The organism is Paenibacillus sp. JNUCC 34 (assembly GCF_058269055.1).
The window spans coordinates 972,065-991,197 of the sequence record NZ_CM177770.1 but is presented as its reverse complement, the minus strand read 5'-3'; the positions used below and the strand labels follow the sequence as shown (position 1 = coordinate 991,197).

Annotated in this window: 17 protein-coding genes and 1 riboswitch; of the genes, 5 read left to right on the top strand and 12 right to left on the bottom strand. The window is 47.2% G+C overall.

All coding sequences use genetic code 11. The features are described 5' to 3' along the window. The 4 genes from AC2TF5_RS04510 to AC2TF5_RS04495 all read right to left on the bottom strand — a co-directional run bounded on the left by AC2TF5_RS04510 (nt 1) and on the right by AC2TF5_RS04495 (nt 4,775). Complete coding sequence (locus AC2TF5_RS04510) at nt 1–1,254, bottom strand: S-layer homology domain-containing protein (protein WP_491301039.1); 1,254 nt, start codon at nt 1,252–1,254, stop codon at nt 1–3. Nucleotides 1,255–1,580: 326 nt separating this feature from the next. Further along, a complete protein-coding gene (locus tag AC2TF5_RS04505) occupies nt 1,581–2,387 on the bottom strand; it encodes an energy-coupling factor transporter transmembrane component T family protein (RefSeq protein WP_491301038.1) in 807 nt (268 codons plus the stop codon). Next, nucleotides 2,384–4,153, bottom strand: a complete 1,770-nt coding sequence (locus AC2TF5_RS04500) for an ABC transporter ATP-binding protein (protein ID WP_491301037.1) — start codon at nt 4,151–4,153, stop codon at nt 2,384–2,386. The genes AC2TF5_RS04505 and AC2TF5_RS04500 overlap by 4 nt, the downstream gene beginning before the upstream one ends. Then, nucleotides 4,146–4,775 carry an ECF transporter S component gene (locus tag AC2TF5_RS04495; RefSeq protein ID WP_491302806.1) on the bottom strand — a complete coding sequence of 210 codons (630 nt, stop codon included), beginning with the start codon at nt 4,773–4,775 and terminating at the stop codon, nt 4,146–4,148. The genes AC2TF5_RS04500 and AC2TF5_RS04495 overlap by 8 nt, the downstream gene beginning before the upstream one ends. A gap of 84 nt (nt 4,776–4,859) precedes the next feature. Next, nucleotides 4,860–4,974: riboswitch (TPP riboswitch) on the bottom strand. A 167-nt stretch (nt 4,975–5,141) separates the two neighbouring features. On the opposite strand from AC2TF5_RS04495, the gene asd reads away from it, so the two are divergent. Further along, a complete protein-coding gene (gene asd / locus AC2TF5_RS04490) occupies nt 5,142–5,945 on the top strand; it encodes an archaetidylserine decarboxylase (protein ID WP_491301036.1) in 804 nt (267 codons plus the stop codon). Between the two features lie 3 nt (nt 5,946–5,948). On the opposite strand, the gene AC2TF5_RS04485 is transcribed toward asd, so the two are convergent. The 3 genes from AC2TF5_RS04485 to pdxR form a co-directional block, all read right to left on the bottom strand. Further along, nucleotides 5,949–6,812: an SDR family oxidoreductase gene (locus AC2TF5_RS04485; protein WP_491301035.1), complete on the bottom strand. Its 864-nt coding sequence runs from the start codon at nt 6,810–6,812 to the stop codon at nt 5,949–5,951. Nucleotides 6,813–7,244: 432 nt separating this feature from the next. After that, nucleotides 7,245–8,030 (bottom strand): helix-turn-helix domain-containing protein, encoded by a 786-nt coding sequence (locus AC2TF5_RS04480; protein WP_491301034.1) that lies wholly within the window; start codon nt 8,028–8,030, stop codon nt 7,245–7,247. 65 nt (nt 8,031–8,095) lie between these two features. Further along, nucleotides 8,096–9,577 carry a MocR-like pyridoxine biosynthesis transcription factor PdxR gene (gene pdxR / locus AC2TF5_RS04475; protein WP_491301033.1) on the bottom strand — a complete coding sequence of 494 codons (1,482 nt, stop codon included), beginning with the start codon at nt 9,575–9,577 and terminating at the stop codon, nt 8,096–8,098. Nucleotides 9,578–9,694: 117 nt separating this feature from the next. On the opposite strand from pdxR, the gene AC2TF5_RS04470 reads away from it, so the two are divergent. After that, nucleotides 9,695–10,315, top strand: coding sequence for a pyridoxamine 5'-phosphate oxidase family protein (locus AC2TF5_RS04470; protein ID WP_491301032.1), 621 nt, complete (start codon nt 9,695–9,697; stop codon nt 10,313–10,315). A gap of 109 nt (nt 10,316–10,424) precedes the next feature. Further along, nucleotides 10,425–11,723: an aminotransferase class I/II-fold pyridoxal phosphate-dependent enzyme gene (locus tag AC2TF5_RS04465; protein ID WP_491301031.1), complete on the top strand. Its 1,299-nt coding sequence runs from the start codon at nt 10,425–10,427 to the stop codon at nt 11,721–11,723. Between the two features lie 202 nt (nt 11,724–11,925). Here the strand turns inward: AC2TF5_RS04465 and AC2TF5_RS04460 are convergent, their stop codons facing one another. The 5 genes from AC2TF5_RS04460 to AC2TF5_RS04440 all read right to left on the bottom strand — a co-directional run bounded on the left by AC2TF5_RS04460 (nt 11,926) and on the right by AC2TF5_RS04440 (nt 16,850). Beyond that, nucleotides 11,926–13,149 carry an ABC transporter permease gene (locus AC2TF5_RS04460; RefSeq protein WP_491301030.1) on the bottom strand — a complete coding sequence of 408 codons (1,224 nt, stop codon included), beginning with the start codon at nt 13,147–13,149 and terminating at the stop codon, nt 11,926–11,928. Next, on the bottom strand, nt 13,146–13,898 hold the full coding sequence (locus tag AC2TF5_RS04455) for an ABC transporter ATP-binding protein (RefSeq protein WP_491301029.1): 753 nt from the start codon (nt 13,896–13,898) through the stop codon (nt 13,146–13,148). Before AC2TF5_RS04455 ends, AC2TF5_RS04460 begins: the two co-directional genes overlap by 4 nt. A 158-nt stretch (nt 13,899–14,056) precedes the next feature. Next, nucleotides 14,057–15,367 (bottom strand): DEAD/DEAH box helicase, encoded by a 1,311-nt coding sequence (locus tag AC2TF5_RS04450; protein WP_491301028.1) that lies wholly within the window; start codon nt 15,365–15,367, stop codon nt 14,057–14,059. Between the two features lie 168 nt (nt 15,368–15,535). Then, entirely contained in the window at nt 15,536–16,309 is a 774-nt protein-coding gene (locus AC2TF5_RS04445) for an SDR family NAD(P)-dependent oxidoreductase (protein ID WP_491301027.1), read from the bottom strand. An 82-nt stretch (nt 16,310–16,391) separates the two neighbouring features. After that, complete coding sequence (locus AC2TF5_RS04440) at nt 16,392–16,850, bottom strand: chemotaxis protein CheX (RefSeq protein WP_491302805.1); 459 nt, start codon at nt 16,848–16,850, stop codon at nt 16,392–16,394. Nucleotides 16,851–17,249: 399 nt separating this feature from the next. On the opposite strand from AC2TF5_RS04440, the gene AC2TF5_RS04435 reads away from it, so the two are divergent. Both AC2TF5_RS04435 and AC2TF5_RS04430 read left to right on the top strand, forming a co-directional pair. Further along, complete coding sequence (locus AC2TF5_RS04435; protein WP_491301026.1) at nt 17,250–18,152, top strand: LysR family transcriptional regulator; 903 nt, start codon at nt 17,250–17,252, stop codon at nt 18,150–18,152. Between the two features lie 30 nt (nt 18,153–18,182). Beyond that, nucleotides 18,183–18,992 (top strand): histidinol-phosphatase, encoded by an 810-nt coding sequence (locus tag AC2TF5_RS04430; protein ID WP_491301025.1) that lies wholly within the window; start codon nt 18,183–18,185, stop codon nt 18,990–18,992. The last annotated feature ends 141 nt before the right edge of the window (nt 18,993–19,133 follow it).

The window sequence follows — 19,133 nt, the reverse complement described above, 5'->3', positions numbered from 1 at the left end:
TTATTGTTTTTTTGGAATGAAAAAACTTACTGATGTATTCCCAGTGCCCATTGTTCCGCTATAATCTTCTACCCACTCTTTTGGCATATATCTAAGCATCCAGAAGCGTCTTGGCACATCCTTTTTAAAGAAACCAGATTCAAGATAGTCAGCTCTACTAGGCAATGCCTTTATCCCAAATTTATTTAGGGTACCACTGTAGAAGCTCGTAGCCTTAGTAAAGTTATAAACTGTAGAAGGAGAGAAAGCTGCATTAGTTAAAGATGTATTGTCATTAGGAACCACTGTTGCTTCAATGAAAACAGAATAATAGTCACTATTAAAAATCCTATCGAAATCCTTGTCCATGAACATTTTTCCGTATATATTTTTATGGCTAGTTAGTGTTTTGGCATCCACTACAATCATTCTATGAACCGTCATTTTTCCGCGATTATAAAGCATGTTGTAAGGCTTGTTTGCAAATCGATCAAAACTCGCTACTTTGTCCGAATTAATAAGTTCTCTATAAACATACGGTGTAGCAGATAACAGATTTGTCCCCGTCAACCCTACTTCACGGAATTCATTTAAGTCTCTAAAAGAGCTTGCTTGCTTCGTTTGTACTTGTTCTAACCTTGCAAGAATCACAGCTACCTCGGCTCTGGTTGTAGTTTTACCTGGTCCAAAGGTTCCATCAGGATATCCTGCCATAAGACCGGTTCCCAACACTACAGATACGTAAGGATAATCAGACTTATTCAAGCCACCTTTGTGATATTCGGCAACAGGAACCAATGTATCCTCTGTATCTGAGAGAGCCTGTTTAAAATCTTCATTCTTAGCAGCCAACCCAGAAGCCATCCACTTCGCCATTTCCGTTCTTGTCAGTGAAGTGCCTGGTTTAAAGCCGTTTGGGTAATCCTGTGTTGAAATAAAACCCATACCAATGGCTTTAGTAATACCCGCTTCAGCCCAATGTCCTTTAATATCTGAAAATGAACCAAGCTCATCTGCAACCATGTTATTGGACACTCTTGACATCAATGCTGCAAATTCCGCTCGGGTAATATTGGCGTTAGGACGAAACGTTCCATCCGAATACCCTTTAAAGTAACCTTTGTTTACTGCCGAATAAATAGCGTCCTTTGCCCAATGATTTCCCGGCACGTCCTTAAATTTCGTAGCTGCTAAAACCTCCCCAGTACCCGTAAATGGAAATACAGCACCTATAGCGATTAAACCGGCTAGCACACTCTTAAAGTACATTTTCATAATCACTCACTCTCCTTAATATATTTTTAATGCGTTTTCAAAACAGCGATCGTAAGAATAATCCGCATTCGTAGTGATGCTAAGGCTGGGAATTTTCAGTTCAGCTTATCTAGGATTGCTATAGTAAAATCGTTACTATATTATCATATTTTATATTAAATTGGTATTATATTCCTATAACTCCTTCTAGTAAAATAGGCACACTTCCTACTGTTTACGCAGAACTTCACGAAAAAAAACGGAGCCCACCGAGATCTCGGCAAGCTCCGCTTTATACGGTAGCAGGAAAGTATTTACATGTAGTTTAGCACTATATATTCCCAAAATCAATTAAATCGCACATCGCCGATCCCGAACCAAGGATAACGAATGGCAATGGCATAAGCCGTACAAGCAGCTCCTGCCAACAGTAGGACGATGAGCACATCATACACGGTGAACCGGGACACATAATAGTAGGTTCTATGTTTTCCGTTCTCCCCGTTAAACTTCTTTGCCTCCATCGCGGCCGCGACCCGATGGGCCCTTCGGATACTCTGGGCAAGCAGCGGAACAGCATACATTCCTGCTCTATGTACCACGCCCCTAACTCCCCGAATCGGCCGTAGACCACGAATCTGAAGTGCCTGACGGCGGGCTACATATTCCTCCCACACCATCGGCAGCAGTCGGATAGAAGCCATGAAGCTATAAGCATATTTGGGAGCAAGTCTCAGCTTCTGCATCAATCCGTAAAACAGATCTACTGAGGACGTTGTTGTTACGAATAGAAGACCCTCAGCCGCAAACGTGATTCCCTTAAACCCAAGATGTAGCCCCCGATAAAAGCTTTCTTCCGACACACGGAACAATCCCCACTCCCACCATATATTCTCGCCCCGACCAAACAGCATCATCGAGGAAGATGAAGATAGAAACGCGATCGCAAACGGAAGGAAGAACAGAAGCATTTTCCAAGGCTTTATGCCACTTAAGACCAACAGACATACGGTAAAAATAACAGCTTGATACATGACAAAATCAATATCATGTGTCAACACGGTCATTAAGAATAGTCCCATCAGCACCCCAAGCTTTATGACTGGATTCGCACGGTGCAGCCAGGTCAGCCGATCCGGCTTCCAGAAATTCATCGGCTCACCCCCGATAGCACCAAGCTGCGTTCTCCCGAACCCTCAGCAGCACCGTTTTCATCGAAAGGATCTCCCTTCAATCTGGAAGAAGCCTGCTGCGAAAAAATCTTCCCCTTCTGGACTTCCCATATATGAGTTGCCGCATTTTGGGCAATTTGCATCTCATGGGTTACCATCAGAATGGCTGTACCTGCTTGGCGCAGCTCTTCGCACATTTCCAGGATGGAGAACGTATTCCGTGCATCCTGTCCGAACGTTGGCTCATCCAGCAGCAGGATCTCTGGTTCTCGTGCCATTGCGGTCGCCACGCTTAGCCTTCGCTTTTGACCGGTCGACAGCTGATAAGGATGACGCTGCTCTAGCCCATTAAGCCCAAACCGCTTCAGGGTGTCACGCGCAGCCAGTACTGCCTCTTCGGACGGTATTCCGTCTACGAGAAGAGAATAGGCCACTTCATCCAGGACACGTTCTGTGACGAATTGAAGCTCTGGATTTTGGAAGACAAAGCCGATTCGCCGCAGCATTGCTTGACGGAGTTTGCGTTCCTTTCTCTTTTTCCCTGTCGGAACAAGATCTCCGCCAAGACGGTATTCCCCTTCCGCCCTAAGCAGTCCCATCAGACCGAGCAGAAGCGAGCTTTTGCCTGCTCCGTTCGGCCCGATAACGGCTGCGAATTCGCCCGGATAAACCGTAGCTTTATCAACTGCCACAACCGACTGCCCTTTGCGGAGCACCGTGAAATTGCTCAGTTCAAGTATCGGGTCCTGATTCACTACCCCCACATGGAATTGTTCCTGTTCTCCACCATGCCATCCCATCATTCGGCTTGTATTACCGCCACTCGCGTTTGGGGATAACTCTCCTAAATGGGCAGCACTGACATCACACAACATACCCTCTGCGTCTACACCTTTACGTAATTCCCCTGCTCTTACCCTATCCGAGGTTAACAGTCGGAAGGTTTCCGCCCCGGCTGGAGATCCAGCATAATCGTCCCATACCCCCGGATACCAGATGCCGTATTCCGTTATCTCCTTTTGAAACGCGGTAAACACAACTTCGGGACTTCCCTCGCCCAGAATTACTCCATCCGGGCCAAACAGCACCACCCGGTCCACATAAGCTGCCATTTCTTCAATCCGGTGTTCCACAATAATCAGCGTCCGTCCATCTGAGACGGACTTCACTGCCTCCCAAATCTGTTCTCGCCCCTCCGGATCCAGCAGCGCTGAAGGCTCATCCAGAAACAGTACCTCCGGCTGAAGGAGCAGTGCGGACGCGAGTGCAAGGCGCTGTTTCATCCCCTGAGAGAGATGGCTGATCGGTATATGTAAATTTTCTAATCGCAAGCCAACGGAACTTAACACTTCCTGCATCCGGCCTGTCATCTCTTCTTGTGGCACAGAAAGGTTTTCGAGCACAAAGGCCAGTTCTTCATCTACATACGGCATGCAAAACTGGGTGTCCGGATCTTGGAACACATACGCCCAAGAAGACGGAATCCGCTGATTCGAGCATTTCATTGGCACCTCTATCGCATGGGGTATCATCCCGCTGAGTACCTGAAGCAGTGTAGATTTACCGCATCCGCTCGGTCCGAGCAGAAGTACCTTTTCCCCTTTTTGGGCAGCAAAAGACAAATCTTTAAACAGCAGCCGGTCTTCACCCGGAAATTTCAGCCGCAACCCTTCCACATATAATGAATGGGATGGCACTATTCCTTCGCCAGCACTCGCTGAATGCTGATCACCTGGGTTCTCACACATGGCGCGGATCGTCCAAAGCTTCATAATCTTTGGCTGAAGCAGGCCGAAGCAGTGAGGTTACACCCGTCCGCTCTAATGCCTTGGCCAAAGCGAACATCAGAAGTCCTGCAATTAACGCACCGCTCGCAACACGCATGCTGTACTTGGCAACAAACATCCACCACACATAATTGTCTGTATAAGCTAAATAGAAATCCATCACCATCGATCCGATCGCAGACGCAGCACCGGCCAATGCAACAGTCCAGGCAGCATGTTTCCGGTAACGGAAGGCGGCAAACACCAGTTCCGCTCCCAGACCCTGTATGATACCGTACAGCAGCAGATTCAATCCCCAGCCGCTTCCGAACAGTACTTCAACATGCGAAGCTGCAAGCTCTGCAATTAATGCTACCCCTGGCTTGCGAATCAACAGAAAAGCAAGCGGAGCTGCTGCAAACCACATGCCATACATCATCTCATCCGCCTCAAAAAATAACGGCTTAAACAAGCTGTATACCGAACCCCAGAAGTGGTATATCACACCTAGAACAAGCGAGACCAGAACCGTAACGAGAATATCACTAAGCCGCAGTCCCCTTCTAACATTTCCATTCTTTTTTGCTTCAACACCAGATTGCATCACAGCTTCTCCTCCTACCCCAAATTAAATTAACAAACACGGCAAAAAACCGTCTGGAAAATATGCGCAGACGGAAAATAGGCCCTATCAGGGTCGGATATTCTCTACGCTGGCATTACCCAGTTCAGATTAACGGTCAGCAGCGGGATCAACATCTGCAGTCTCAGCCTGATTCACTCAAGCCCCCGTATTCCCTATTCGGTTTTAAGCTGACTTTAAAATACACCACTCCTTCCTGAATTTGCAAGCCCCTATTTTTCAAAATCCCCTTTTTATTGCTTTAGGCCCTATTCTATGTCAATATAATGCAGAGTGCGCATATATCCAAAAACGCTATTTGTTAATGCAAGCACAAAGGAGAATTACATGGCTAAACAATTACTGAAGCTGATGACAGAACTCTCCTCCCGAAAGTGGGTATCCCGCATCATGGGTAGCTTTTCCCACAGCAGATGGAGCCGTTATCTCATACCAACTTTTATTCGAATATACAAAATTCCCGCCCATGAGGCTGAAAAAGAAATACATGAATACCGTTCGCTAAACGAATTTTTTTCCCGCCGTTTAAAAATGGGCATGCGCGAAATCGATGAAACAGCGGGCGCAATGACCAGCCCAGTCGACGCCCTCATCACAGGCATGGGACCCATCAAAGCGGGAACCATTCTGAACGTAAAGGGCCAGGATTATACCGTCGACGAACTACTGAACCATTCTCCACGGATGGGGAACTATCTTAATGGCTATGTGTTCGTACTTTACTTAAGTCCTACTGACTACCACCGGATTCATTCTCCGGTAACAGGTAAGAAAGCGGAAAGCGAGCATCTCCGGGGCAAGGTGTATCCGGTAAACGATTTTGCGCTGACCAATATCCGAAATGTGCTCAGCCGCAACGAAAGACTCATAACATATATCAGACATGAACACGGTGAAGTGTCCGTTGTTAAGGTTGGCGCTATGAATGTCAGCAGTATTCGTTATACCGACGAGAAGGCGAATGAATGGCGCAACGGCGATGACCTTGCCTACTTTGAATTCGGCTCTACCGTCGTCCTGCTGACGGAGAACGGAACCTTCACACCTCGTGGTGATCTAAAGCTCGGGGATAAGGTCAAGATGGGAGAACTCCTCGGCCTACTTCACAAGCCGTCAGCCAAGAACTCCTGAATTTCAGCACTTCCTGCTCAGCGTCTTCAACACGATGCGCTGGAACATCCGGTAAGGCAGCAGCAGCTTGGCTGTAAATGTCATACGTGTGCCCTTCGGTAGCCGATATCTGAATCGGGGAGATTTCATCCGTGCGATTTCCCCCACCAGATGGGCCACCTCTCGAGGGTCGCCGCTGCTTTCGGCGGTTGCTTTTGAGAAATTCAGCACATCATCCAGCATAGCCCTATAAGGAGATCCCTCTTGTGCACTAATATCGCTAAAACCTTTACTCCATATGGGTGTACCATACGCACCAGGTTCGATCAGCACTACATCGATTCCTAGCGGCTGAAGCTCCAGCGAGAGGCATTCACCAAATCCTTCTACAGCGAACTTTGAGGAGGCATATGGTCCATAACCCGGAAATCCAACTACTCCGCTAATACTACTCATAAAAATGATTCTGCCTTTTCCTGTTTTGCGTATAAGCGGGAGAGCGGCTTGTGTCACAGATACGGTTCCGAAAAAATTCACATCCATCTGTTTCCTCCATGCTTCAAGCGGTACTTCTTCTACAAATCCGCCAACGGCCTCACCCGCATTGTTCACAAGTAGATCCAAACGCCCCCATAACTTCTCAATTTCAAGTACAGCGTTCTTTACCAATTCCGGCTCACATATATCCAGCGTGACCACATGAATCCGTGATTCCAATCCTGCTTCCCTTGCTAAACTAAGCAATCTGTCCGAGCCTTCAGGCCTTCGCATTCCTGCCGCCACATGATATCCCTGCGCCGCCAGCTCAAGACATATCAGAAGCCCAAAACCGCTAGAAGCCCCTGTGACGAATGCTGTTTTCCCTGTAAAATCCCCCATGCTTCCCATTCGTTCTCTCCTTCAGACCTTGATTGTTCCAATGCTAAGCTTCCCTACGTTCTATCTATCTTAGTATCCGCCATACGTAGATTCAATAGCATACTAACCAAGAATAAACGCCTTCGGCATCATACGTGAAACATATAAATCTAATATTTAAAAAAGCACCCCGCTATGTTCGCCGGGTAGGATCATTCCTCTCGGGAAATAACGAAGGTGCTGAAATGTATTATGAATGAATTAGAACCATAAATCCTGCTTAGGCTTCGTATTCTTAAACCGACGCAAGCGGTTTCTAAAAATACCACAGCCCCCGCAGTTGGAAATTAGGCTGCGCATCCGTCTTCTTTGGCTCATTGCCGGTACCCCCTCTCTGTCTTTTCAAGACCTTATTCAGAATATTCCCCTTACAATTTCCCCGTGAACCAGATCTATCCTCCTTTAGCGAACCTCAGAAGGACTTCTCCCTGTGTACTGTTTGAACTGGCGGCTGAAAAAGAAGATATCCCTATATCCGAGAGCATCCGCCACCTCTGTCACATTCATTCCCTGGTGGAGTAATAAATGCTGGGCCCGCTCTATTCTCATTTTGATAATATATGACTGTACCGGCGTGCCGATAAGCTCCTTGAACTTAATCGAAAAATAGCGTGGAGACAGCCCTGCTCGTGCAGCCAGATCTTCGACCCGGTGCGGTATACCTGGATGTAGTCTAACATAATTGGCAATCTCATGAATCGCTTCAGTAAGATGATTGCTCGCTTTTTTGATCACTGGTGTATCCCGGTCTTCCCTGAGCAGGTAGATCATCAGCTGTTTTAAAATGATTTTCCCTTCTTCTTCTGCCCCGTAAGGTTGATCAAGGTACAGCCGAACGTATCTGGCAAGCAAATATTCAAAATCCATCGTCTCGTTCAGCCTCCGATAAGGCGCCGGCACCTCGCTGACAGGATCGGTAATATCAAAATGTATATAGGTTAGAACTAACGGCTTCTGAGGGTTATGTGTGGCACTCGTATGATCACCAGGGTAGAACAGGAAGCAGCTTCCTTTCCCTACCTCAAATGGCTTATCATTAAGCACTACGGTCCCTTCCCCGCTCCACACGTAAAACAAGTCGTAATTTTGCATCGGCTTTTCGCGCTTTTGCCATTTCCACCCCGGTTCGCAGGCGATTTTGGCCAAGGCGGGCTTGATTACAAATGAAGACAGCGATGCGTTCAGCATCACGTCACTCCCCCTTGTCTCTCCAAAGTTATCTATCTCTCTATCACCATGATACTCCTTTTTTTTTACTTTTGCATGTCCTCCCATGCGAGAGCCATTCGGGATACACCTCTTTCGATTTGTTCTTCATTCAGATGGGAGAATCCGAAGCATGCCGCCGGGATCGCCGGGGAACTGGGGGAAAGCCGGTATACAGCCGCATCCCTGAATTCCACGCCTCTCTTGCGTGCGGCCTTCTTAAAAAGCTCATATCTCTCACCATCGTGAAGCCATTTTGCATAGACATGCAAACCTGCATCACCCGGTTCCAGTTGAAACAAATGTGTTGCCTTTTCTTTCATCTGACTGCAAAAAAACTGATGTCGCCCTCCATACAGCCGGGTCATCCGGCGCAGATGACGACTGTAGGCCCCCCTTGATATAAAAAGAGACAAGGCGCGCTGCTCCAACAGTGCCGATGACACCGGCTCATACAATGCCTTGGCGGCGATCACCGGCTTCACCAACGCTTTTGGAAGAACGGCGTATCCAAGACGCAAACCGAGGAACATTGTCTTGGAAAAAGATCCAATATAGATCACATGCCCTCCGTCATCCAGTGCTTTAAGCGGCTCCATTGGACGACCGCCCCAGCGAAATTCGCTATCGTAATCATCCTCAATAATAATCGCTTGATGAAGCCTTGCCCATTTCAACAGTTCCCTACGCCGTTCTAAAGACAGTACAGCTCCAGTTGGATATTGACGGCTCGGAGTAACGAATAATAGCCTTGCATTCCAGTCCTCCGGAATTAGGCCTGACCGATCCACCTCCGCTGGCACAATGATTCCGCCGCAAGATTGCACAGCATTTTTTATCCCGTGATATCCGGGATTTTCAAGGACGACGGGATCACCCGAATTGATCAATAATTGAGAAAGTAGGACAATGCCCTGCATCGATCCACTAAAAATAACGATATGATCAGCATCCGCCTGAATTCCTCGGGTAAATCTCAAATGTCCGGCAATCGCCCGACGGAGTTCCATATGGCCGGCAGAGAACGATTCCTGAGATATTCCCTCTTTTGCTTCATTGGCTGCGTGACCTAGAAAACGCTTCCACTCCGAATACGGAAAATTTCCGGAAGCCACCCGCTCTCCAGTAAATGTGATGAGTTCATCACAAGTGGCTGACTCTTCCACACTCGATTCAGTCTGACCACCTGAGGATGACATCATATAAAGCACACGCTGTCCCCAAGTGGATAACACCGGACCACTATTTATAGGATCGATCTCTTTGTTTGTAAGTGAGGCTCCCCTTGCCACGTAAGTACCACTGCCTGTCATGGCTTTCACGTAACCTTCGGCGAGCAGCATATCATAACTTTGAGCAGCCGACCCCCTCGACATTCCATATAAGCGGGCAAGCTCACGTGTGGCGGGAAGCCTTGTGCCTTCCGGCAGCATACCGCCTATAATCGCATCTCGTAAAGCATGATATAAGGCCAAATATTTATATCGATACTTCTCCAAATAGGAATCAATGGGTAGACCAAGCTCCATCTCTATCCTCTCCTGTCGTTAAATGGACTAATTTAATTAATCTATATTGGCTCTTTTTTCTTGTCAATCTTCCCCGTATGCTGGATGAAATCTAAAAAACGAGGGAGATTGATCATCATGCGAAGAAGTGAGTTTATGGTCGAGGATCCGAAGGAGATTGAACAATTTTTAGCGGAGATGAGTTTTGGATTTCTCGGTACCGTTGATGAATCCGGCTGCCCACGAGTCACTCCTCTTAATTTTGTGTTTGTGGAAGGTGCTTTTTATTTTCATGGAAGTCAGGCCGGTGAGAAGATGGATCACCTGTTTCGAAATCCCAAAGTCAGTTTCAGTGTAGCGGATGAATACGCGCTAATTCCGTCATATTTCACTAATCCCGACATGGCCTGCCCGGCCACCGCATTTTTCAAAAGTGTTACCGCCAGCGGGGATGCCATTGTTGTACAAGACCTTGAGGAAAAAGCAAAGGCTCTGAGCGCTTTTATGCTCAAGCTTCAGCCTGAAGGAGGGTATGATCCGATTAACGCCGAAGATCCTCGTTATGTTCCACAGTTGAAGGGTGTTGCGTTGATCAAGCTGGTTCCAGCCAAGATGTCGGCCAAGTTCAAATTCGGACAAAACTTAAAAAAACGCAGGATGGACAAAGTCCTGGACGGTCTGAAAAACCGTGATGAGAACCGAGATAACCTTACAGCTGAGCTGATATGCAAATACCATTCTTCCACGCCTGAAGCATGACCTTTTCCGTGACGCTTTCACAGTGAAGTGATATAATATTAGGCAATGAAATCGTAAATGAGAGATACTGCACCTTAACCAAAAGTATTCGGAAGGATGGAATCAACTCATGAACCCATTGGCTGGACAATTGAACGAAAGCATCAAAGCAGGAAGTCCTCATGTGTATGACATGCTGTCTAATCTTGGAAGAGAAATTTATTTTCCTAAAGAAGGCATTCTGAGTCAATCGGCGGAAGCGTCAAGTCATGCCAAAAAATATAACGCCACGATCGGTATTGCCACAGAAGGCGGAATCCCGATGCATTTGGGAGTCATTCAAGATAAACTATCGGCTTTTCAGCCGAAGGATCTTTACAGTTATGCCCCACCTGCCGGAAAGCCTGAACTGCGTTCCGTATGGCGAAACAAGATGATTCAGGAAAATCCGTCTCTTGAAGGTAAAAGCTTCAGTAACCCTGTTGTTACCAACGCTCTAACCCATGGACTGAGCATCGTTGCAGACTTGTTTGTGAATGAAGGCGATGCGGTCGTATATCCGGATAAGAACTGGGAGAACTATGAGCTCACCTTCGGCATCCGTCGTCATGGTGTTACCGTGAACTACCCTCTATTCACAGAAGACATGAAATTTAATGCTGCGGGCCTTCGCGAAGCGCTCCTGAGCCAGAAGGACAAAGGTAAAGCCATCGTACTACTGAACTTCCCGAACAATCCGACAGGATATACGCCAGGGGCTGAAGAAGGCGAAGCGATCATTGCCGCTATCCAGGAAGCTGCTGAAGCCGGTATCAACGTTGTTGCCGTAACAGATGATGCGTACTTTGGTCTGTTCTTCGAAGATTCACTTAAAGAATCTCTCTTTGGACGTCTCGCTGATCTTCATCCACGTGTGTTGGCAGTGAAGATCGACGGAGCAACTAAAGAAGAATTCGTATGGGGCTTCCGTGTTGGTTTTATAACTTACGCAGGAGAAAACAAAGACGTGTTGTCCGCCCTTGAACAGAAAACACTCGGAATCATTCGCGCAACAATCTCAAGCGGCTCCCATCCTTCCCAGACCTTCGTGCTTGATGCGCTGAAGTCGCCAGAGTTTGAACAACAGAAGCATGAGAAGTTTAATATTATGAAAGGCCGCGCGAACAAGGTTAAATCTCTTCTCGATAGCGGCAAATACGGCGATGTATGGGAATACTACCCGTTCAACTCCGGATATTTCATGTGTCTTAAGCTGAACAGCGTTTCAGCCGAAGAGCTTCGCACACATCTGATTCATGAATATGGCGTCGGAACCATCGCCTTGGGCGAACATGATCTGCGGATTGCCTTCTCCTGTATCGAAGAGGAACATCTGGAAGACCTGTTTGACCTCGTATACAAAGGCATTCAAGACCTGAAGCAAGCTTAAGAACTACCTCTATATATGAACAACGTAAGACCGGGATCTCCCGGTCTTATTTTTAATATACAGTTGCCCATAACCCCGGACATCAGACTACATACAATACCGTGTACCAACAACATAAAAAACTCATCATAATAGGGGCATCTCAAAAGGTACGTCGACCTGTGAGATGCCCCTTTGTTGTTAGACACTGCCTCTTTTAAATCTATAAATCGTCGTCTTCGTCTTCCTTGCGCCCCTTTCTCATGGCTGCGAAACGGAACAAGATAACGACCATAACCCCACAGGCGCCCGTACCAAGTACGAGCCCCGGCGCCGCTGGAAGTGAAGCAAGCAGGGGAAGCCACATAAGCACCGCCCATAACAGCTGTACCTGGAATACGAGCTTCACCTCATTAACCCGCCGAGTGCCTTCAGGCAGAGGATATACATATAACCAAAAGGATTCATGATGAAGCTTCCGCAGAGTTGAGAGCTGCAGACCGGCTATCATCAAGCTGACCAAATAAACGGCACTAGCGGCAAGGCTATCGCGTGTCCACCAGACAAGCAATCCTCCAAGAACACATACACGAATCAGAATGCCAAAGATATCACTGCGGACTAAGCTTTTGACCAGCAAGTACCGATATGCCGTATCCTTGCGCCAAGGAATTCCGCGTCCCCAGCGGGACAGCCATTTCCGGGCATACACCCGTTGTTCCCGCTGTGGAACATTAACAAACCAGCTCAGTATCATCATAACCCGGCCCGCTTGCCTTTTTTCCACTTGAATGAGCCGCTCCCAGGCAACCGAATGCTTCGCCGGGATCATTAAGGATGCAAAGTAAACAGCACTGATCAGAATGATAAATATTAGACTGCGTAGACTCGGATACCACAACCATGATGCTATGGTAAGCACAATAACAGCCCACCTCAGCGCTCGGTAAGCAGCAGCAGAACCCCGTGAGGTCATGCTCAGTTCCTTCCAGCTTCCATAACTGGATAGAAGTTTCAGACCGATGAGCACAAGGATGGTAACCATCAGCGGCTTATGAAACAGATCACTTCGTATGTAGAGCGGCCATAAGGTGAGCACCACAAGGATCAGTCCGGCTATTTTGTATATGCTACCTCCTACCCAGCCCTTGGAAAAATACTGATTCATTCTTGAATCCTGTGGCAATAGAAACACGGTATCCGCATGTTGAAGATAAGTCCGGACACTGCTATTTACCGTCAACGGGAACAGAACAGCAAGCATAATCCACCTTATTGGAAATTCCGGTGGGATATTCTGTACTAACGAAGTGTACCAAGCCGCAAAGGCAATGAGCACAAATAAAAAGACAACCGCTACACCACTTTGAATGACGTATCCGAGATAAGGCAGAACCTCACCCCAGAATTGACTTCGTCTTTTGGCATATAACTCCCGTAGGTTCATCCGCCATTCCCGCCTTGAATGAGAGCATAAAACAGCTCTTCGAGAGGAAGTCCGGGTTTCCCGGCCTGCTGGGCCACTTCCTGAAGCGTTCCCTGCGCTATGATTTTTCCTTGGTGCAAGACGATAAATCGGTCACAATAATTCTCAATGGTAGACAAAATATGTGAACTGAGCAGCACCGAAGAACCTGTTGCCTTAAGCTCAAGCATAAAGTCAAGCAGCGAGCGGATACCGAGCGGATCGAGTCCCAAAAATGGCTCATCTATAATGTATAGTGATGGTCTTGCGACAAAGGCACACATAATCATGACCTTTTGCCGCATCCCCTTAGAGAGATGGGCCGACAAGCTGTCCATCTTTTCCTCCATACGGAACATGCTGGACAGCTGTTCGGCACGCTGTTCGTACTCTTCACGGGAAACACCGTAGGACCTCGCAGTAAACTCAAGATGCTCTCTTACCGTCATTTCCTCATAGAGAAGCGGTGATTCCGGCACAAAGGCCAGCGCATCATGATAAGCCTCGGCGTTCTCTTCACGTGTTTGACCTTGGACCCGGATCTCACCTTTTTGCGATTTCATCAGCCCAAGTATATGTTTCATCGTCGTACTCTTGCCCGCCCCGTTCAGTCCAATCAGCCCCACCATTTCTCCTGGCTTGACGTTAAAAGAGATCTCATGAAGCACAGGACGGCTCAAGCTATAACCTCCGCTTAATCCTTGGACGGACAATACCGAATTCTCCTTCATTTCTCTTCACCCCATTTTAAGCAGCGCCTCTCTCAGACAAGGTCGATAAGCACTGGATAATGACATTCATTAAATTATATCGTTCACATACACGCTTAACTGGTATAAGGATTGGCTAATTCCTAATAACAGCCCTGCTTGTCATTCGAGAAGAGCCGTTATCCGCGTGGAGGCTTGTTCTTCAGCCATTTTGGAGCGCCCTTGTTCTTCCGGTCACGTTCCCGCTCACTCTGCCGTTCTTGTGAGACCTTACCCACTGAACTCCGGGTATCGGTCTTTCTAGAAGTAGTAGAGCCTTCGCGAGGAGAACGTCCGACACCCGAAGCAGATACCCTCGCAGACCGCACCTTACCGCCGAACATCGCCTTTTCCTCAATCGAAATACCCAACTCACGGTTAAATTTACGCATAATAAACGTTTGCCGATCGGTTACGATGGAGATGACCATACCGCTGCGCCCCATCCGTCCGGTCCGACCTGCACGGTGAGTGTAATGCTCTGAGTCTATCGGAGGATCATAATTAATGACCATTCCGAGACCCTCGATATCAAGTCCCCTTGCCGCCACATCACTCGCTACAAGCAGCTGTGTGCGGCCTTCGCGGAATGCGTTCAGCACCCGGCTGCGTGTCATTTTATCCGCATCACCATATAAAGCCGCAGCATTAAGACCCGAAAAATTCAGCTTGGCCTCAACTTCGCCAAGATCAGCCGTTGCGTTCACAAACACAATGGCCCGCTCTGGTTTATAATGGCGGACAACGCGCCGTACCATATCGATCCGGTCCCGGTCTTCGCTCACAAAATAGTAGTGTTCCAGTGCTGAAGGTGTCCGTAGTTCAGGATCGATACCGATCTCGATCGGTTGGTCCATTTCCCGCTTAACCAGTGCAGCCGTTTCAGGACTGACGGTAGCCGATAGAAAGACGAGCTGCCGGTCGCGCATTGCGCTACGCAAGATCCGTTCCACGTCGCCTGCCGCTCCGAGGTTAAATACCTGGTCCACTTCGTCTATGACGATGGTGGTGACGGCATGCATTTTGAGCTTTTTAATTTCAATCAGCTCGCGTACCCGGCCCGGCGTACCTACGATCAGCTGAGGATGCAGCTTCAGCTTTTCCAGCTGACGTTTTGCCGATGCTCCCCCAATAAGACCAAGCACACCAATGCCTCTCTGTTCCCCGTAACGCTCGCCCTCCCGCATAATCTGGATCGCAAGCTCCTGGGTCGGCGCCAGAATGACTTTCTGAAGGGCTTTGCTATCGGGATCAATGCTCTGCAGTACAGGCAGCAAATACGCTAAGGTCTTGCCGGTTCCTGTCTGGGAAGTTGCCAGAACGTCTTTTCCCTCCAGCACTTGTGGAATCGCCTCAGCCTGCACCGGAGAAGGCGTATGTATTCCAAACTCACCCAAGCGGGTGGCCAAATCCTCGGCAATGCCGAGTGTCATAAATGTAGTAGAAGTCATAGGTTCGTCCATCCTTTATCTTTGAGTCTTGTTCACTCATGTTTCATTATATGCTAAAACGGAAGTTCCCACCAAATGATGCTCAAACTTTATATTCCATCTCTCCATTAAATTTGAAAAAACCGACTCTCAAAGAGCCGGCCCCATCGCTAACAGAAGATTTTATCGTTATTTTTTGTTCATCCACCGGTAAGACAATCGATCCGCTAGGCGCGGAAACAGATGATAAAGTCTTATACCGACACCAGCCAGACGCGGAAGATCAACCTCTTCCTTGTCTTTATGTATCAGCTTGACAATGCGCCGGGAAACATATTCCGCCTTCATCATAAACCAGCCTACGTTTTTCACATAACCACCGCTCGGATCGGCGAGTGAAAAAAACGGTGTATCAATCGGCCCCGGGTTTACCGCTGAGACGGTAATTCCCGTACCCCGAAGCTCTTGGCGCAGTGAATTCGTTAAACCGAGAACCGCGTGCTTGGTTGCCGAGTAGGCTGTTGACTTAGCTGTACCGATCTTTCCGGCCATCGAAGCAACATTAACGATTTGTCCACTCTTTCGCTGCAGCATACCGGGCAGAACAGCCTGCGTACATCGAACAATTCCCATATAATTTACATTCATCATATCTTCAAACTGTTCCTGTGAGGTGTCCGTAAACGACTCAAAAATTCCGTAACCGGCATTATTCAGAAGAACATCCACTCTGCCGTGCTTTTGATGGATCTGATCAAATACAATCTTTACCTGTTCTGCATCCCGCACGTCGAGCAACACCAGCTCATAAGGACCTTTCATTCGGCTGCCGACCTCTTTCAAACGTTCTTCCGACCGGCCTGCAAGAACAACATAAGCCCCTTCATTTGACAACATCTCTGCAGTAATCGCACCAATGCCGCTGGATGCTCCCGTAACAACAATCACTTTGTTCTCAAGCATGATATCTTCCTCTCTACAGTCCGACGGGTGAACATTTGCAACTTCTTGGCCGTTTAGGAAGGACTGCTATGATTACTCTATTTTAAGAAATCATGACTTGAATATCCAGTTCGCCAATCCCGTCCATTATAAGTGGAATACTCAATGCTTTTTTTCGGGCAAACTGAGTTACATTCACCGATCTAATGACCTTTGGAGGAGTGATGTCCACATTTACCCCTTGATTGGATAAAATCGTGCTCGCATTGCCGCTGATCATGTTACCAAGTTCCGAAATCGCACTTTGCCCCATCTCGTCCATTTCCGTCAGTATATATCCGCCCATCATTACAGAAACCATACGCAGGGCAACTTGCTCCTGCAGTCCAAACACAATATCACCGCTCATTTGACCCGTCATGCCAATCTGAATCCATATATGATTATCGATTAACGAAATCTCCTTAACCCCGAGATTGCCCGTGGAAGGTGAAACCTGTATGACCTGCTCAATGACGTGACATGCGGATTCTAAAAAAGGATTGATGACTTCCGCTTTCATTCCCGATTTATCCCCTTTCACTGGGTTGATGGTCAGGGTCCCAAAGTCCCAAATATTAGTTAAAGTCATTATAATGGATACCCTGCAATAAATCATCATAAATTAACAATCAAGGACTGTGTAAATAACTAAAAATCCGGCACCTTGTAGATAAATACCGATAAAAAGTAAGGCCTTTAGTCGTAGTCCTAAAATATCAGTCTTTTATATTATCGGTTTTTATCCCTCACATTTTACAATTAAATATTAGAAAATATAATTAGAGCACCCCGTTGCCATAGAAACCGGAAGATTAGCGGCTTCACATTGCCCCAATATTCATAATCACCTATAATTTAAATTAATTAGTTTACACGCTTGGAAGGCACGGAATAATGAAATCAGGTCAGGAGGACGGTTATGAATATTAGCCAATTGGAAACACTCATCACCATCTCCAAAACAATGAGCTTTCGAAAAGCGGGGGAATTGCTTAATTTGACCCAGCCAGCCGTTTCGGCCCAAATCAAAAGCCTCGAAGATGAATTCAAAACCGTGCTTGTTGACCGCAGTCAGCCTGTAACGCTGACGGACCGGGGTCAGGTGTTCGTAGAACACGCAGAACATATCCTCAGAATCGTAGACGAACTGAAGCAAAGGTTGTCCGACTTGGACCAGACCCCTCAAGGGCATATCCGGCTCGGCACCACAACATCGATTGCGATTCAGATTTTGCCAAGAGTGCTGTCTTATTTTCAGGATCAGTTTCCACATATCAAAACAACGATTCAGTCTATGGCCTCTTCGCAAATTTATCACAGCGTTGAGAACAACCTGATCGACATCGGAATCGGATACCTTATCGAACGGAACCCTAACGTAAACTCTTCCATTCTGTTCTATGACTCCTTTGAATTGGTCGTATCTCCACAGCATCCACTGGCCAAATCAAGAAAAGCGGGTATCGAAGTGCTCGGTCAGACTCCTTTAATCCTGCTGACTCAGGATACTGTGGGTCGCAGATTTGCCGATGATGTCATGAAATCACATGGAGTCAATCCTCAAGTTGTCATGGAGCTGTCAAGCAGCGAGGAGATTAAGCGGATGGTCGAGATCAATCTCGGCGCGGCCATTATATCTAAGCAATCCGTGTCTCCAGAGCTTCGGAATGGAACGCTTCAAATCGTTCCACTTACGGAACTGGAAGTCAGCCATCCCGTTGGTCTCATTTATAAAAGCGGAAGATACGTCAGTTCGGCTATGCGTCAATTTATCAGTGATTTGAAGGGGATGCCGGAAACCCAATTCATCAGCAGCGAATGAGCATTTCAACTATCTCTTAAGGAGGACATCATGAAATTCGATCTGCACACTCACCATTTCCGCTGCGGACACGCAGACGGTAACATCAGAGAATACGTTGAGGCGGCAATTAGCGCCGGCCTTAAGGTCATTGGTATATCAGACCACACACCTTATTTCGGGAGCCCAGAAGAACAGCCCTTTCCTTTCATTGCCATGGGCAAAGCTGAGATCACCAATTATGTGAACGAAGTTCTTCAATTGAAGCAAGAGTACGAGGGGAAAATCGATGTGCTTCTGGGAATTGAATCGGATTTTTTCCCTGAACATGCAGAAACATACCTTCAGGCCCTTTCCCTCTACCCTTTCGATTACATCATCGGTTCTGTCCATCAGGTGAGCGGTGTCAGTATTTTCAACAAGAATCGTTGGAAAGGATTTACGCCAAAGCAAAAGATAGCCGAAAAAGAGGCGTATTTCTCACTCATTCGTCAATCGGCTCAGAGCGGCATGTTCCAGATTCTTGGACATATCGATGCTATGAAAGGTAACTATCCATCGTTTACGGACATTGTGACTGAAGATGCACTAGAAGAGACCCTTAAGGTGATTGCGGAATGTGGAGTCGCTATTGAGATCAACACCTCAGGCAAAACAAAAATGTGCGGTGGCTGGTATCCTTCCAATGAAATATTAGAACGGGCACATTACCATGGTGTCGAGGTTACATTTGGATCAGACGCCCATAAGCCTTCCAGGGTAGGGGAAGATTTCGAAGAAGTTGCTGCCGTACTGAAAGATATCGGTTTTACAGAGTGGGTATATTACAAGCAGAAGCGGAAGGTGACCGTGCCTCTTTAATTAGAGGCTCTGGTCGTCCTTCCGTTTTGTATAACACAAAAAAAAAAAAGAGGACCCGGAAATCCGGGTCCTAACAAGATATATATTCTCAAAAGGGGGTCATGTGATAAGTGTACCCTGCTGCTGTTAGAGTTTGATAAC